This window comes from Streptomyces wedmorensis (assembly GCF_000716445.1).
Lineage (GTDB): Bacteria > Actinomycetota > Actinomycetes > Streptomycetales > Streptomycetaceae > Streptomyces > Streptomyces wedmorensis.
In genome coordinates this window covers 24,379-38,668 of record NZ_JNWK01000031.1, presented here as the reverse complement: position 1 = coordinate 38,668, position 14,290 = coordinate 24,379, and the positions used below count along the sequence as shown (strand labels likewise).

Below are 14,290 nucleotides of genomic sequence, written 5' to 3'. Positions count from 1 at the left end.
CGTGTCCGTCGTCACCGCCGCATCCGGCACCGAACCCGTCGAACCGCACAAGACGCTGGTGGACGGGCGGGTGCGCGAGGTCTCCATGCCGCCGCTCGTGCCCCCGGTGAGGCGCGGCTCCCTCGCCGACCTGCCGTACGACAACGCCCGCCAGGACCCCGAGGCCCCGCTCTTCTCCCGCAAGGACGCGGACGGCCGGTGGCACGACGTCACCGCCGCCCGCTTCGCCGCCGACGTGCACGCCGTCGCCAAGGGGCTCATCGCCCACGGCCTACGACCCGGCGACCGCCTCGCGCTGATGGCCAGGACCACCTACGAGTGGACCCTCATCGACTTCGCCGCCTGGGCCGCCGGACTCGTCACCGTCCCCGTCTACCCCACCTCCTCCGCCTTCCAGACCCGCTGGATCCTCCAGGACTCCGGCGCCGCCGCCTGCGTCGTCGAGGACCCCGCACAGGCCCGGCTCGTCTCCGCCGAACGCCGCCGGCTCCCCGGCCTCGCGCACCTCTGGGTCCTCGACGCCGGCGCCGTCGACCAGCTCCGCCGCGCGGGGTCCCGGGTCGCCGACGAGGCCGTCACCGCCCGCCGGGGCCTGCTCACCCCGGAGACCCTCGCCACCCTCATCTACACCTCCGGCACCACCGGCCGGCCCAAGGGCTGCGCCCTCACCCACGCCAACTTCTTCGCCGAGGTCGACAACGCCGTCCGGCTGCTCCACCCCGTCTTCGTCTCGGAGAGCAAGGAACCCGCCGCCACCCTGCTCTTCCTGCCGCTCTCCCACGTCTTCGGGCGCATGGTGTCCGTCGGCTGCGTCCGCGCCCGGGTCCGCGTCGGGCACGCCCCCACGGTCGAGGGCGACGAACTCCTCACCGACCTCGCCGGCTTCCGGCCGACGTTCCTCCTCGCCATCCCGTACGTCCTGGAGAAGGTCTTCAACACCGCCCGTGCCACCGCCGAACGCGGCGGAAAGGCCGCCGCCTTCGACCGGGCCGCGCGGATAGCCCGCCGGTACGGACAGCAGGCCACGCCCTCGCTCCCCCTGCGCGCCGCCCGCGCGCTGTACGACCCGCTGGTCTACCGGCGGATCCGGAACGCGCTCGGCGGCCGCGTGAAGTACGTGATCTGCGGCGGCTCCCCGCTCGGCGCCCGGCTCGCCGAGTTCTTCGCCGGCGCCGGCGTCGAGGTCTTCGAGGGGTACGGCCTGACGGAGACCACCGCCGCCTCCACCGTCACCCCGCCGCAGCGCCCCCGCACCGGGACGGTCGGCTGGCCGCTGCCCGGCACCGCCGTCCGCATCGCCGACGACGGCGAGGTCTGGCTGAAGGGCGGCCACGTCTTCGCCGGCTACTGGGACGCCCAGCGCGGGGTGGCCCTGCCCTACACCGACGACGGCTGGTTCCCCACCGGCGACCTCGGATCGCTCGACGCCGACGGCTACCTGCGGATCACCGGCCGCAAGAAGGACATCATCATCACCTCCGCCGGGAAGAACGTGGCCCCGGCCCCGTTGGAGGACTGGCTGCGCGCCCACCCGCTGGTCGCCCAGTGCCTCGTCCTCGGCGACGACCGGCCGTACGTCTCGGCCCTCGTCACCCTGGACCACGAGGGCCTCACGCACTGGCGGCGGATGCGGCACAAGGACCACCTGGCGCTCTGGGAACTGGCCCGGGACGCGGAGCTGCTGGCCGCGATCCAGCGGGCGGTCGACGACGCCAACCGGCTGGTCTCGCGCGCCGAGTCCATCCGCGCCTTCCGGGTCCTGACCGCCGAGTTCTCCGAGACCTCCGGCCACCTGACGCCGTCCCTCAAGCTCAAACGACGGGCCGTACTGCGCGACTTCGCCCGCGAGATCGAGGAGATGTACGGGCCCGGGGCCGAATAGGGCTCAGGGCCACAGAAGTTCGCGGATCCAGCCGCCGGACTCGCGGCGGTAGCGGAGGCGGAGGTGGCGGCGCTGCTCGTCGCCCTGGAAGAACTCGACCTCGGCCGGCTCGACGACGTACAGGGTCCAGGTCGGGGAGGGGGCGTCCGGCTCGGCCTGGGCCCGGCGCCAGGCCGCCGCGCTCGCCTCGGCGAGGGTCTCGGGGGAGTCGAGGACCTCGCTCTGCCGGCCGACCAGGGCGGACGCGAGGGCGCCGGTGGTGCGGGCGTGGAGGTCCGCGTACGCCTCCTCGGGGGTGCCGGTGACGACGTGGCCCCGGACGCGGACCTGGCGGCCCTGCACCGGCCAGTAGAAGCCGAGCGCCGCCTCGGGGCGGGCGGCGAGCTGGCGGCCCTTGGCACTGGTGGCGTGGGAGGCGAAGTGCCAGCCGCGCTCGTCGGCGTCGTGCAGCATCACCGTGCGGACGTCGGGCCTGCCGTCCTCGTCCACGGTGGCCAGGGAGAGGGTGTGCGGCTCGGTCTGACCGGCCGCGACCGCCTCGGTGAACCAGTCGTGGAAGAGGGCGAGGGGCTCGGGCGGGGCGCCCGCCGGGTCGAAGGAGGGGAGTGTCGTGTCCCAGACCCGGAGGGCGTGGAGGGCGTGGTGGAAGTCGGTCATGCGGTCACGTTAGGGCGCGGGGCGGCCGGGCCGGCGACCGGCGCGGAGTAGTCCTCGATCGGGACCGCGTTCGCCGCCGCCTGGATGCCGTCGCGGATCTTCTTCGCGATGAGGTTCTTCCACGGGGTCTTCGGCAGCGTCCGCACCATGAACATGCGCAGGGCGATCTTCCACTTGGAGCCGACGGTCATCTCCTTGACGAAGCCCTCGGCCATCCGCTGGTTCTGCTCCACGCCGGGCCGCATCCGCTCCTCGTAGCGGGCGAAGGCCACCGTGTGGTCGCCGTGCGCCCTGGCCAGCTCGCCGGCGAGGACGTACGCGCCGGTGAGGGCGAGCCCGGTGCCCTGGCCGGAGGCGGGGGAGGCGCAGTGGGCGGCGTCGCCGAGGAGGACGACCCGGCCCTTCGACCAACTCTCCATCTCGACCAGGGACATGGAGTCGAGGTAGAAGTCGTCGGCGTCCGCCGCGTGCCCGAGGAGCCGCGGGATCTCCCAGCCGTCGCCCGTGAACCGGTCGGTGAGGGCGCGCTTCTGGGCGGTGACGTCGCGGGGGTCGTGGGGGAGTTCCTCGGGCGAGGAGAAGATGAAGAGGTTCTTCGCGTCGGCCTCGCCGGCCGAGCTGTAGACGCAGACCAGCTTCCCGGGAAGCGCGTGGTACGTCTCCCAGCGGTCCAGGCCCAGGTGGTTGGGGGCGGTGAAGATGGAGATGTACGCCCCGAGGTGGCGCTTGAACCGCTCCTCGGGACCGAAGGCGAGCTTCCGCGTGTTCGAGTGGAGTCCGTCGGCGCCGACGACCAGGTCGAAGCGGCGGACGGTGCCGCTCTCGAAGGTGACGGTGACGCCGTCCGCGTCCTCCGCGAGGGCGGCGATCGAGTCGTCGAAGAGGTACTCGACGTCGTCGCGGGTCCGGTCGTGGAGGATCCGGGCGAGCTCGCCGCGCATGATCTCGTCGTCCTCCTCGACGCGTCCGCCGAAGATGTCGGCGGGCAGTTCGCCGATGGTGCGGCCGGCGCCGTCGACGTACGAACCGCCGCGCATGTCCGTGGACTTGGCCCGGATCTCGTCCAGGACGCCCATCCGGCGGCAGACCTCGATCGCGGTGCCGCGGATGTCCACCTTGTAGCCGCCGGTGCGGAGTTCGGGGGCGCGCTCGACGACGGTCGGGACGAAGCCGTAGCGGTGCAGCCAGAGGGCGAGGGCGGGGCCGGCGATCGAGGCGCCGGAGATCAGGACGGTCTTGGCGGCGGGTGCGTTGCGGTTCATCTCAGGACTCCTTGTCGGGTGTCTGCGGGCCGTTCCCCTGCCCGCAGACATGACTATACGGATGTCCTACACGCTTGTCTATGACGGTTGTATAGATTCCTGGCGGGCGGGGCCGGGCGGGGCCGGGCGGCCGCCGGGGGTGCCGCCCGACCCGACCCGGGGCCGCCGCCTGGCGGCACCCCGCCCCGCCCGCGGCGGTCACCGGTGGTCCCGGCCGAGCACCACCGTCCCCGAGGAGCAGAACCAGCCCCCCGTACCCGACGCCACCGCCAACTCCGGCAGCGAGCCGTCCGGCCGTCGCACCTGGAGCCCCGGCGCCTCCCCGCGCAGCTGCCGCACCGCCTCCACCAGCAGGAACAGGCCGCGCATCCCCGGGTGGCACGCCGAGAGCCCGCCGCCGTCCGTGTTCACCGGAAGCCGGTCCTTCTCCGCGAAGAACGCCCCGCCCTCGCCCTTCGCGCAGAACCCCAGGTCCTCCAGGGTCACCAGGGTCATGTAGGTGAAGGCGTCGTAGACCTCGGCGAGATCGACGTCCGCCGGGGACACCCCCGCCCGCTCGAACGCCAGTCGGCCGCTGACCGCCGCCGGGGAGACCGTGAAGTCCTCCCACTCCGACATCGTGGTGTGCGAGACGTGCTCGCCCGTGCCGAGCACCCACACCGGAGCCGTCCGGCAGTCCTGGACGTACTCCTCCGCGACCAGCAGCACCGCGCAGCCGCCGTCGCTGCGCAGGCAGCAGTGCAGCTTGGTGAACGGGTCCGCGATCATCGGCCCGCCGAGCACCTCGTCCACGGTGACCGGGTCCCGGAACATCGCCTCCGGATTGAGCGACGCGTTCGCCCGCGCCTGGACCGCCACCTCGGCGAGCTGCTCCAGGGTGGTCCCGTACTGGTGCATGTGGCGCCGCGCGGCCATCGCGTACTTGGCGATCAGGGTGTGCCCGTACGGGACCTCGAACTGGAGCGGGCCCCGCGACCCGAAGGACAGGTTCGCGGTCCTGCGCCGGGCCCGGATGTCGGCGCGGGCGGTGGAGCCGTACACGAGCAGGACCGCGTTCGCGTGGCCCGCGGCGATCGCGTCGGCCGCGTGCGCGGCCATGACCTCCCAGGTGGCGCCGCCGACCGCCGTCGAGTCCACCCAGCGGGGGCGCAGTCCCAGGTACTCGGCGACCTCCACCGGGGCCAGGGTGCCGAGCCCCGCAGAGGCCAGGCCGTCGATCAGCGAGCGGTCGAGGCCGCTGTCCGCGAGCGCGCGGCGGGCGGCCTGGGCGTGCAGGGCGTAAGGGGTGGCCTCGTCGACACGGCCGCAGTCGGAGAGGGAGACCCCGACGGCGGCGACACGGCGGGCGCTGCGTGTGATGGGCATGAATCTGACGGTACATCAGATTCTCCGAATCGGGACCGGCTGTTCTCTGGGCAACCCGCCTCGCCCCGCCCTAGCATGACGCACCGTCAGATACGGAGGGAGCTCCATGGACGCCGCCGACCACGCCGCGCTCACCACCGCGCCAACGGACCCGTTCGCCACCTCGCCCACCACCCCGGCACCCGCCCCACCGACGGGACCGCGCCCGGCCCGGCAGGCCGCCGCGCCGGGAGGACCTCGCGCGACCCCGCCCGCCGCTGCGGGGGAGCCTCGCGCGACCCCGCCCGCCGCGCCGCTCGCCGCCGCGCCGTCGGGTCCCGGCGCCGAACCGCCCGCCGACCAGGAACAGGCGGTTCGTCACGCCCTGCGGGAACTGCTCGCGGAGCGGGCCGGGCCGGACGAGAACCGCGCGGCGACGGCGACCCCCGAGGGATACGACACCGAGCTCTGGGCCCGCATGTCCGGCGCACTCGGCCTGGCCGGGCTCACCCTCCCCGAGGAGTACGGAGGCACCGGCCGGGGCCCCGCCGCCCTCGCCGCCGCGTGCGAGGAGACCGGCCGCACCCTCGCACCCTCGCCCCTCCTCGCCACCGCCGTCCTCGGCGCCCCGCTCCTCGCCGCCCTCGGCACCCCGGAGCAGCGCGCCGACCTCCTGCCGCGCCTCGCCGACGGCAGCCTGACCTGCACCCTCGCCGTCCCCGGCGCGCTCGCGCTCGCCCTCGGCCTGACCGGGGACAACACGGCCCACCCCTGGTCCGGCGACGGCCGGGCCGGCGGCATCCAGGCGACCCGCACCACGGACGGCGGCTGGCGGCTGTACGGCGAGGCCGCCCAGGTCGTCGACGGCCACAGCGCCGGACTGCTGATCGTCGCCGCCCACACCGGAGGCTTCGCCCGCAGCCGCACCCTCCTCTTCCTCGTACGGGCCGACGCGGCCGAAGCCCCCGGGCTCGTCCGCACCCGGCAGCCCGCCCTCGACCCCACCCGCACCCGGGCCACCGTCCAGTTCCGCGACACCGGGGCCGAACTCCTCGGCGAAGAACCCGCCGACGTCCTCGGAGCCCTCGCCACCGCCGGCCGGGCCGCCGCCGTGATGCTCGCCGCCGAAGCCGTCGGCGCGGCACGAGAGGCCCTGGACCGCACGGTCGCCCACGCCGGCTCCCGCGAACCGTCCGGCCGGCCCGCCGCCCCCGCCCCGACGGTCGACCACCGGCTCGCCGACCTCTACGTCCAGGTCGAGACGGCCCGCTCCCTGACCCACTGCGCCGCCCGCGAACCCGGCCCCGGGCCGGAGAGCGGACCGCTCGCCCTCGCCCACGCCCTGGACGCGCTGCGCGCCACGGCCGGCGAGAGCGCCCAACCGCACGGCGGCACCGGCCCCACCCGGGACCAGGAGGCGTACTTCCACCGGGCCGCCTCCGACGAACTGCTCTTCGGCCCGGCCCGGCGCCTGCGCGCCCGGGCCGCGGAACGGACCGGACCCTTCGGAGAGGTGGCGGCGTAGATGCCCGTCGGCGTGAGAATCATGCAGAAGGTCTCCTCCACCCGGACCTTCGCCAGGATCGCCCCCCACGTCATCCCGGCGATGGACCGGACCGTGCACCGGATGACCCGCGGCAGGGTACTGCTCAGCGCCCGCATGCTGCCCGGCGTCGTCCTCACCGCCCGCGGCGCCAGGACCGGGCAGCCCAGGGTCACCCCGCTCGCCTGCATGCCCGAGCCGGACGGCGGCTGGCTGCTCATCGGCTCCAACTTCGGCCGCCCCGGCCACCCGGCCTGGACCGCGAACCTCCTCGCCCACCCGGAGGCTGACGTCAACTGGCGCGGCGAGGACGTCCCCGTACGCGCGCGGCTCCTCGCGGGCGAGGAACGCGCCGCCGCCTGGCAGGCCGCTCTGCGGTTCTGGCCCCCGTACGCCACCTACCAGGCACGCGTGGAGCGCGAGATCCGGCTCTTCCGCCTGACGAGGCGGTGACGCGCCGAAGGACCACCGGTCCCGGACGGCGCCGTGGCCCGGCCCCGTACACGGACGGGCGTCGGCCCCCGCCCCCCGGACACGGCGACGCCGACGACGGTCACGCTCCTCCTCGCGGGGAGCTGGCCGCCGTCGGCGTCGACGACAGGACGGGTGAAGGGGCGGACGGGGCTATCTGGTCGGCTTCTTGCCGGTGATGCCAAGATGCACCAACAGGGCCAGGTTCGGCTTGAGTTCGGCCTGCTTCACGCCCCAGGTCTGGAAGCCCTTCTGGTGGCCGGCGACCGAGGCCAGCATCGCCACCAGGGAGCCGGCCATGGCGGCGGGGTTGACGTCCTTGTCGACCTTGCCCTTGGCCTGGAGTTCCTTCACCGCGTCCGTCAGGGAGTTGGTGACCGAGTTCAGGATCTTCATGCGGATCTTGTAGAACCGCTTGTCCCCCTCGGCCGCGCCGAGGTCCACGACCCTCAGGATCGCGTCGTGCTTGCGCCAGAAGTCCAGGAAGCCTTCCACGAGTTCCTCGGAGGTCTGCCAGCCGGCCTTGCCGACCCAGGAGCGACCGGAGACCAGCTCGGTCAACCCGGCACCCTCCTTGGCCATTTCCTCCGCGATCTCGAGGACCGCTCCCTCGACGTCCGGGAAGTACTGATAGAACGTCGCGGGTGAAGTACCCGCCTTCCGGGCCACATCGATGACCTTGACGTCCCGGTAGGGCGAGGAGCTGAGCATCTCACCGAGGCAGTCGAGCAGCTTCTGCCGCGTCGCCTGGCCGCGTCGTCCGGCCACGCGGCCGTCGACGGTGCGTACTTGTCCTGTCATGCCGTCAGCTTACCGAGGGGCGATCGACGCGCGATTCGGCCGAGTGCAAATGGGTGCGGGCCCGTTTCCGGGGGCGTTCTACGAGGTCGGCACGGGTGTGCGGGCCGGGGCGTGGGGGCGGGTTCAAGCCAGGTTGCCGGGGTTCTCGAGCGGGCGGGGGAGCCGCGCACCCGAATAGGCTTATGAACAGGCTGTGGACAACTTTCGTGGACAACCCAGTCACCCCAAGGGCCCAGGGCCCGTGAGGGGCCGGTGAAGCGCCCCGGCATCCCCGCGCGGGCCGCGCGGGCCGTGCGGGGATGTCCCCGCCGTCCTAGCGTGGAAGCATGGCCGTACGCACTGAGGGCACCCCCTGCTGGGTGGACGCACAGCTCCCCGACCTGGAAGCGGGCAAGCGCTTCTACGGCGAGCTCTTCGGCTGGACCTTCGACGCCGACCGCGACGAGGCCCTCCTCGACGGCCGCCGCGCCGCCGGACTCGTCCCCAAGCGGGACGGCCGCATGCCCACCACCTGGACCCTCTACCTCGCCACCGAGAACGCCGGCACCCTCGCCGCCCGGATCAAGGCCGCCGGCGGGCAGATGGTGATGGAGCCCTACCCCGTCGGGCCCTTCGGCGTCCTCGCGCTCGCCGCCGACCCCGGCGGCGCCGTCTTCGGCCTCCGCCAGGCCGGCGACGACGACGGCTTCGCCGTCACCAACGAACCGGGCGCCTTCTGCTGGATGGAGGTGTACACCCGCCGTCCCGACGCCGTCGACACCTTCTACGCCACCGTCTTCGGCTACCTCGGCCGCCAGGCCGACGCCGCCGAGGAAGGCCGCGACCCCTCCTTCGACTACCGCGTCTGGTCGCCCCCCGGCTCCCGCCCCGGCGACGACAGCGCCTTCGGCGGCCGTGCCGTCATCACCGACGACTTCCCCGCCGAGATGCCCGGCCACATCCTCGTCTACTTCGCCGTCCACGACTGCGACGACGCCTGCGCCACCACCGAACGCCTCGGCGGCCGCGTCGCCACCCCTCCCTTCGACACCCCCCACGGCCGCATCGCCGTCCTCCACGACAACCAAGGCGCCCGCTTCGCCGTCCTCGCCGAACCGAAATCCCCGGAGAAGCCCCGCCCGGACAGCTGACCACTCGCCGCCGATATGACCTGTGACACCCCGATCCGCCCCCGGGTTCGCAACCGGGCCCTCGGACAGGAAGAATCAGGGCCACGGGGCCGTACCCTCATGGCCCGTACGGGGAGGTGGCAGGCAAGTGGAACAGCTGACGCAGCACGACCCGAGACGTATCGGGCCCTTCGAGGTGCTGGGCCGGCTCGGCGCGGGCGGGATGGGCCTGGTCTATCTGGCGCGGTCGGCCTCGGGCCGGCGCGTGGCGATCAAGACCGTGCGCACGGAGCTCGCGGAGGACCAGCTGTTCCGGGTCCGCTTCACCCGGGAGGTGGAGGCGGCGCGGGCGGTCTCCGGCTTCTACACGGCGGCCGTCGTAGACGCCGACCCGCGCGCGGCCGTGCCGTGGCTGGCCACGGCCTATGTGCCGGCGCCCTCCCTCGAGGAGATAGTGAACGAGTGCGGGCCGCTCCCGGCCCAGGCGGTCCGCTGGCTGGCGGCCGGCGTCGCGGAGGCCCTGCAGTCCATCCACGGCGCGGGGCTCGTCCACCGTGACCTGAAGCCGTCGAACGTCCTGGTCGTCGAGGACGGGCCGCGGGTGATCGACTTCGGCATCGCGTCGGGGGTGTCCAACACGCGACTGACGATGACCAACGTCGCCGTCGGCACGCCCGCCTACATGTCGCCCGAGCAGGCCCGCGACTCGCGCAGCGTCACGGGCGCGAGCGACGTGTTCTCGCTGGGCTCGATGCTGGTCTTCGCGGCCACCGGCCACGCGCCGTTCCACGGCGCGAACCCGGTCGAGACCGTGTTCATGCTGCTCCGGGAGGGCCCCGACCTGGCGGGCCTGCCCGACGAGCTGCGGCCGCTCATCGAGTCGTGCATGCAGATGGACGTCACCCGGCGGCCCTCCCCGGCGGATCTCCAGGCGCAGCTGGCCCCGCACCTCTTCGGGCCGGGCAGCGACGACAGCGGTACGGCGTCGGCGTGGCTCCCGCACAGTGCCACGGCGATGATCGAGCGGCGCCGTGGCGGCGGCCGTACGCCGGTGCCGCCGGTTCCCGCGGACCCGCCGGAGGGCTTCGCCGACCCGCGCTTCCCGGACGGCGCGCCGTCCGGCGGGCGCCGGCCGGCTCCTGTCGGCGGCGGTCGTCACCCGGAGCCCGTCGGCGGCCCCGGCGGCCGTCACGCGGGTCCCGCGGAGAGCGCGGGCGGTCCGGTGCGCCTCGGCGGGGCGACCGTGCCGATCGGCCCGGGCCCCCGGGTCGCCGACACGCGTGCCGCGCTGGCCGTCGGCCGGGGCGCGGACGCGGGCCCGGCGACCGGCTGGATCCGGCCGCCCGGTGGCGGCCCGCACGGCGCGGAGCCCGGCCCGGCGCCCGGCTCGCGTCCGCTGAACGTCCCGTCGCAGGGCGGCATCGACCAGACGGCCCCGCAGCCGCCGCCGGAGCCGGGTCACTGGCGTCCGTGGCGGTTCCGCATGTCGAACGACGTGTGGGGCACCCCGGTCGTGGACGGCGACCTGCTGTACGTGACCTCGTTCGAGGTGCACGCCCTGGACACGGGGAGCGGCCGGCGTCAGTTCAAGACGCGGGACGTGGCCTGGTCGATGGCCGTGTCCTCGGGCCGTATCCACGCCTCGGACGGTCCCACGCTGTACGCGCTCGACGCCGGCGACGGCACCGAGCGCTGGCGGCTGCACACGGACGCCTGGGTGTACTCGCTGGGGGTCGACCGGGGCACGGTGGTGACCGGGACGCGTGGTGGCGGGGTGCAGGGCTGGGAGGCCTCCAACGGCGCCAAGCTGTGGGAGATCACCGGCGCGCAGACGGACTTCGAGACCCCGGAGGCGGGGCCCGCCGTGCACGGCGACACCGTGTACGTGTGGCGGGACGCCCGGCTCCAGGCCCTCGACGCCCGTACGGGGGTGGAGCGCTGGTCGTACCCGATCGGCGACGCCGCGTCGTGTGCCAACGTGCCGGTCCGGGTGGCACCGGCCGAGGACGGCTGCGTGTACGTCTCCGCGGGCAACCGGGTGCTGTCGATCGACATCGCCGCCGGGCACGTCCGCTGGCACTTCGAGGCCCCGGCCGTCTTCCTCTCGCCGCCCGCGTTCGCGCCGGGACCGGCGGTCACGGGCGGCGGCGTGTACCTGTCCGACCACCTCGGCACGGTGTACGCGCTGGACGCCACCACGGGTCAGGACCGCTGGCGGATCGCGACCGAGCCGCGGCAGTCGGCCGAGCCGGTGCTGGTCGCCGACGGGAACGTGCACGTCGGCAGCGGCAGCGCGCTGTACACGCTGGACGCCGTCACCGGCACTCCGCGGTGGCGGTTCGCGGCGGGCGGCGAGCTCGTCGGCGCGCCGGTGGTCGCCGGCGGCCGGGTGCACTTCGGCTCGGCCGACCACGTGCTGTACACCCTGGACGCGACCGGCGGGCAGCTGCGCTGGAAGCTCGCCACGGGCGGCGAGATCACCGGCTCCCCGGTGGTGCGCAACGGTGTCGTGTACGCGTGCAGCAAGGACCGCTGCGTGTACGCGCTCGACGCGGTCAAGGGCACGGCCACGGGCCGGGGGTCCGGCGGACGCTAGGCCCGGTCCGGAAGAGAGCCGGATGGAACCCGCTGCCGGGGGCGCTAGCCCTTGGGCGGCGGGTTCTCGCGTTCCGGGTCCGGTGTCGGGACGTCGAAGGTCCGGGTCGCCGCGTAGGGGGTGGAGGCCTGCGGGTGGCGGTTCGGCGCCTCGGGGGTGCCGGGGGAGGCGTCGGGGGAGACGGGCGGGCCGTCGGGCGTGGGGTGGGTGGGCCGGTGGTGGTGCCGGTCCGGCCGGTCGACCCGGTGCGCGCGGCTCTTGCGGCCGGGCATGACGAGCGCGCCGATGAGGAGCAGGACGCCGCCGCCGAAGGCGTTCGCGACGCCGTCGCCGAGGCCCCGTCCGTCGCCGGAGACGACGAGGCTGCCTTCGGCCTGTCCGACGCGGACCATCCAGAAGACGGTGAAGCCGAGGACGACGATCCCGGCGAGGGCGACGAGCAGCCGGGAGCGGAGCACCACGCCGACGAGGGTGAGGAGGGCGGCGAAGGCGAACGGCAGCAGGATCGAGCCGAGCACGTCGGCCGTGGCGTCGGTGATGCCGGTGAAGAGTTCGTCGACGGCGTAGTCGCGGCCGTGACGGCCGTCGTACCAGGCACGGAAGGGGCTCCAGACGGCGGCCGTCGCTCCGGCGAGAGCCAGGACCGAGCCGACGACGTTGCGGATCATCGAAGCGGCCTCCTTCACGGATCGGCTCTCGTTCCCGACGCTACGCCGGGTGCGGGGGCCCCGCCACGTGGCGCCGGGGCATCGCCTAGGGTGGCGCGGACACAACAGACAGGACGGTTTGCGGCGATGGTACGGACACGCCTGAAGCTCGCGGCGACGCTCACGGTGGTGGTGCTCGCGCTGACCGGATTCCACACCGGCAAGGGCGGCCACGGCAGCAGCAGCGGTGGCGGCAGCGGCAAGAGCAAGAGCCGGAGCCACTCGGACGACGACGACTCGGGCGGCGGCTGCTCCAACGACGAGAAGAGCAACGACGACTACAGCGGGTCGGGCGGCCCCACCCAGGAGTACACCTACGACCCGACGCCGACCGTCTCTCCGACGACGGACGCGACCGTCGAGGTCGTCGACTGCGTGAAGCCCGCGCAGAAGAAGCGCAAGGGGAAGCCGGCCCGCAAGGCGGACACCACGGCCACGGTGAAGATCACCTCGGGCGAGTGGGCGGAGAAGACCTTCCGCGTCGTCGTGTACTTCGAGGGCGCGGACAACAAGACGGTGGACCGGACCGAGACGACGGTCACGACCGGGCGCACGAAGACCTTCGAGGTGGCGATGACCCACCCGGGGGCCGTCGACCGGGTGAAGAGGTGCTTCGCCAGCGTCGTGGGCGAGGTGACGGGGGCGACCCCCTCGGGCACGCCCACCGCCACCCCTTCCGCCACCGCCACCGCCACCCCGTAGCTACCTCGTCCTGAACGCCGGCCCCCGCCGGCCGAACAGCTCCGCCTGCCGGTCCGCCGGCAGGTTCCCGAGGGTCACCAGGTGCGGGGCGTGCGCGAGGGCCGGGGTGCGGGACGCCTCCGTGGCCGACCAGAGCGCCCGGACCGTGCCCTGCACGGCCTCGGTCGGGTGGCCGGCGATGACGGTGGCGGCCCGCACGGCGGCGTCCAGGGCCTCGCCGGCCGGTGTCAGCTCGGAGACGAGCCCGGTCTCGTGCGCCCGTCGGGCCGAGATCCGTTCGGCGGATCCCATCAGGGCCATCCGGGCGATCTCCCCGTAGGGCATGCGCTGGGCCATGTGGATGGTCTCGAAGGCGCTGACCATCCCGTAGGTGGTGTGCGGGTCGAAGAAGGTCGCGTCCTCGCCGGCGACGACGAACTCGGCCTCGCCGATCAGGTAGAACGCCCCGCCGCAGGCCATGCCCTCGACGGCGGCGATCACCGGTTTCCACAGGTCGTTCGCCTTGGGCCCGATCGCGAGGAGCGGGTCGTCGATCGTGTACGGGGACGAGGGCTGCGGCACGTCCTGGGCGGCCTCGCGGTCGATGCCCGTGCAGAAGGCCCGCCCGCCGGAGCCGGTGACGACGATCGCGCGGACCTCGTCCTCGTACCGGAATCCCCGCCAGACGGAGCCGAGCTCGCGGGCCATGGCGAGGGTGATCGCGTTGTGCTTCGCGGGCCGGTCGAGGGTGACGACCGCGACCCCGGACTCCTTGTCGCGCTCGACCCGGATGCTCACCCGCGCTCCAGGAGCCAGCGCGGGACGGTGACGCCGTCGATCTCGGTGAACGCCACCCGCACCGGGGCACCGATGCGGAGCCGGGTCGGGTCGACCGAGTTCAGGGGGGCGTCCGGGTCGGCGACGACGTTGCCGACGAGGCGGATGAGCGGGGCGTCGGCGAGTTCGACGAGCACCGCGTTGTACGGGGCCTGGGCGGCGTACTCGGGCAGGAGCGGCGGGTGGGGCAGCACGTACGACCAGATCCGGCCGCGCCCGGACATCAGCCGCCACTCGCTGTCGAAGGAGCGGCAGTGCGGGCAGCAGGGGCGGGGCGGGAAGCGCAGCTCGCCGCAGTCGGGGGCCGCGCAGGCCTGGACGCGGAGCTCGCCCCGGGCGGTGTACTCCCAGAAGGGGGCACCGTCCTCGTCGGCGACGGGTGTCAGCATGTCGGGATCAA

At 74.1% G+C, this 14,290-nt stretch carries 13 protein-coding genes; 6 read left to right on the top strand and 7 right to left on the bottom strand.

Going from position 1 to position 14,290, the window contains the following annotated elements:
• Nucleotide 1 precedes the first annotated feature (1 nt).
• Nucleotides 2-1,882, top strand: a complete 1,881-nt coding sequence (locus OO54_RS23505) for an AMP-dependent synthetase/ligase (protein WP_033206213.1) — start codon at nucleotides 2-4, stop codon at nucleotides 1,880-1,882.
• A 3-nt stretch (nucleotides 1,883-1,885) separates the two neighbouring features.
• Here OO54_RS23505 and OO54_RS23500 read toward each other — a convergent pair whose 3' ends face one another.
• The 3 genes from OO54_RS23500 to OO54_RS23490 form a co-directional block, all read right to left on the bottom strand.
• Nucleotides 1,886-2,539, bottom strand: coding sequence for a pyridoxine/pyridoxamine 5'-phosphate oxidase (locus OO54_RS23500; protein ID WP_033206210.1), 654 nt, complete (start codon nucleotides 2,537-2,539; stop codon nucleotides 1,886-1,888).
• Nucleotides 2,536-3,801, bottom strand: coding sequence for an FAD-dependent monooxygenase (locus OO54_RS23495; protein WP_033206207.1), 1,266 nt, complete (start codon nucleotides 3,799-3,801; stop codon nucleotides 2,536-2,538). Before OO54_RS23495 ends, OO54_RS23500 begins: the two co-directional genes overlap by 4 nt.
• A gap of 198 nt (nucleotides 3,802-3,999) precedes the next feature.
• Nucleotides 4,000-5,166, bottom strand: a complete 1,167-nt coding sequence (locus OO54_RS23490; protein WP_033206204.1) for a thiolase C-terminal domain-containing protein — start codon at nucleotides 5,164-5,166, stop codon at nucleotides 4,000-4,002.
• 106 nt (nucleotides 5,167-5,272) lie between these two features.
• Between OO54_RS23490 and OO54_RS23485 the strand changes: the two genes are divergently transcribed.
• Both OO54_RS23485 and OO54_RS23480 read left to right on the top strand, forming a co-directional pair.
• Nucleotides 5,273-6,670, top strand: a complete 1,398-nt coding sequence (locus tag OO54_RS23485) for an acyl-CoA dehydrogenase family protein (RefSeq protein ID WP_033206201.1) — start codon at nucleotides 5,273-5,275, stop codon at nucleotides 6,668-6,670.
• The gene (locus OO54_RS23480; protein WP_033206198.1) at nucleotides 6,671-7,141 is read left to right on the top strand and encodes a nitroreductase family deazaflavin-dependent oxidoreductase; all 471 of its coding nucleotides are present in this window, start codon (nucleotides 6,671-6,673) and stop codon (nucleotides 7,139-7,141) included.
• A gap of 171 nt (nucleotides 7,142-7,312) precedes the next feature.
• Here the strand turns inward: OO54_RS23480 and OO54_RS23475 are convergent, their stop codons facing one another.
• A complete protein-coding gene (locus OO54_RS23475) occupies nucleotides 7,313-7,960 on the bottom strand; it encodes a TetR family transcriptional regulator (protein ID WP_017241026.1) in 648 nt (215 codons plus the stop codon).
• A 326-nt stretch (nucleotides 7,961-8,286) separates the two neighbouring features.
• Here OO54_RS23475 and OO54_RS23470 point away from each other — a divergent pair, with 326 nt between their 5' ends.
• Together OO54_RS23470 and afsK are read left to right on the top strand one after the other, a co-directional pair.
• Entirely contained in the window at nucleotides 8,287-9,090 is an 804-nt protein-coding gene (locus OO54_RS23470; RefSeq protein ID WP_033206195.1) for a VOC family protein, read from the top strand.
• Between the two features lie 127 nt (nucleotides 9,091-9,217).
• Nucleotides 9,218-11,665 (top strand): protein serine/threonine kinase AfsK, encoded by a 2,448-nt coding sequence (gene afsK / locus OO54_RS23465; protein ID WP_033206192.1) that lies wholly within the window; start codon nucleotides 9,218-9,220, stop codon nucleotides 11,663-11,665.
• A 44-nt stretch (nucleotides 11,666-11,709) separates the two neighbouring features.
• On the opposite strand, the gene OO54_RS23460 is transcribed toward afsK, so the two are convergent.
• On the bottom strand, nucleotides 11,710-12,333 hold the full coding sequence (locus tag OO54_RS23460) for a hypothetical protein (protein ID WP_033206189.1): 624 nt from the start codon (nucleotides 12,331-12,333) through the stop codon (nucleotides 11,710-11,712).
• A gap of 126 nt (nucleotides 12,334-12,459) precedes the next feature.
• On the opposite strand from OO54_RS23460, the gene OO54_RS23455 reads away from it, so the two are divergent.
• On the top strand, nucleotides 12,460-13,074 hold the full coding sequence (locus tag OO54_RS23455; protein WP_033206187.1) for a hypothetical protein: 615 nt from the start codon (nucleotides 12,460-12,462) through the stop codon (nucleotides 13,072-13,074).
• Here the strand turns inward: OO54_RS23455 and OO54_RS23450 are convergent, their stop codons facing one another.
• Both OO54_RS23450 and OO54_RS23445 read right to left on the bottom strand, forming a co-directional pair.
• Nucleotides 13,075-13,851, bottom strand: coding sequence for an enoyl-CoA hydratase/isomerase family protein (locus OO54_RS23450; RefSeq protein WP_063738319.1), 777 nt, complete (start codon nucleotides 13,849-13,851; stop codon nucleotides 13,075-13,077). It abuts the gene before it with no gap.
• On the bottom strand, nucleotides 13,848-14,279 hold the full coding sequence (locus OO54_RS23445) for a Zn-ribbon domain-containing OB-fold protein (protein ID WP_033206184.1): 432 nt from the start codon (nucleotides 14,277-14,279) through the stop codon (nucleotides 13,848-13,850). The genes OO54_RS23450 and OO54_RS23445 overlap by 4 nt, the downstream gene beginning before the upstream one ends.
• Nucleotides 14,280-14,290: the final 11 nt, after the last annotated feature.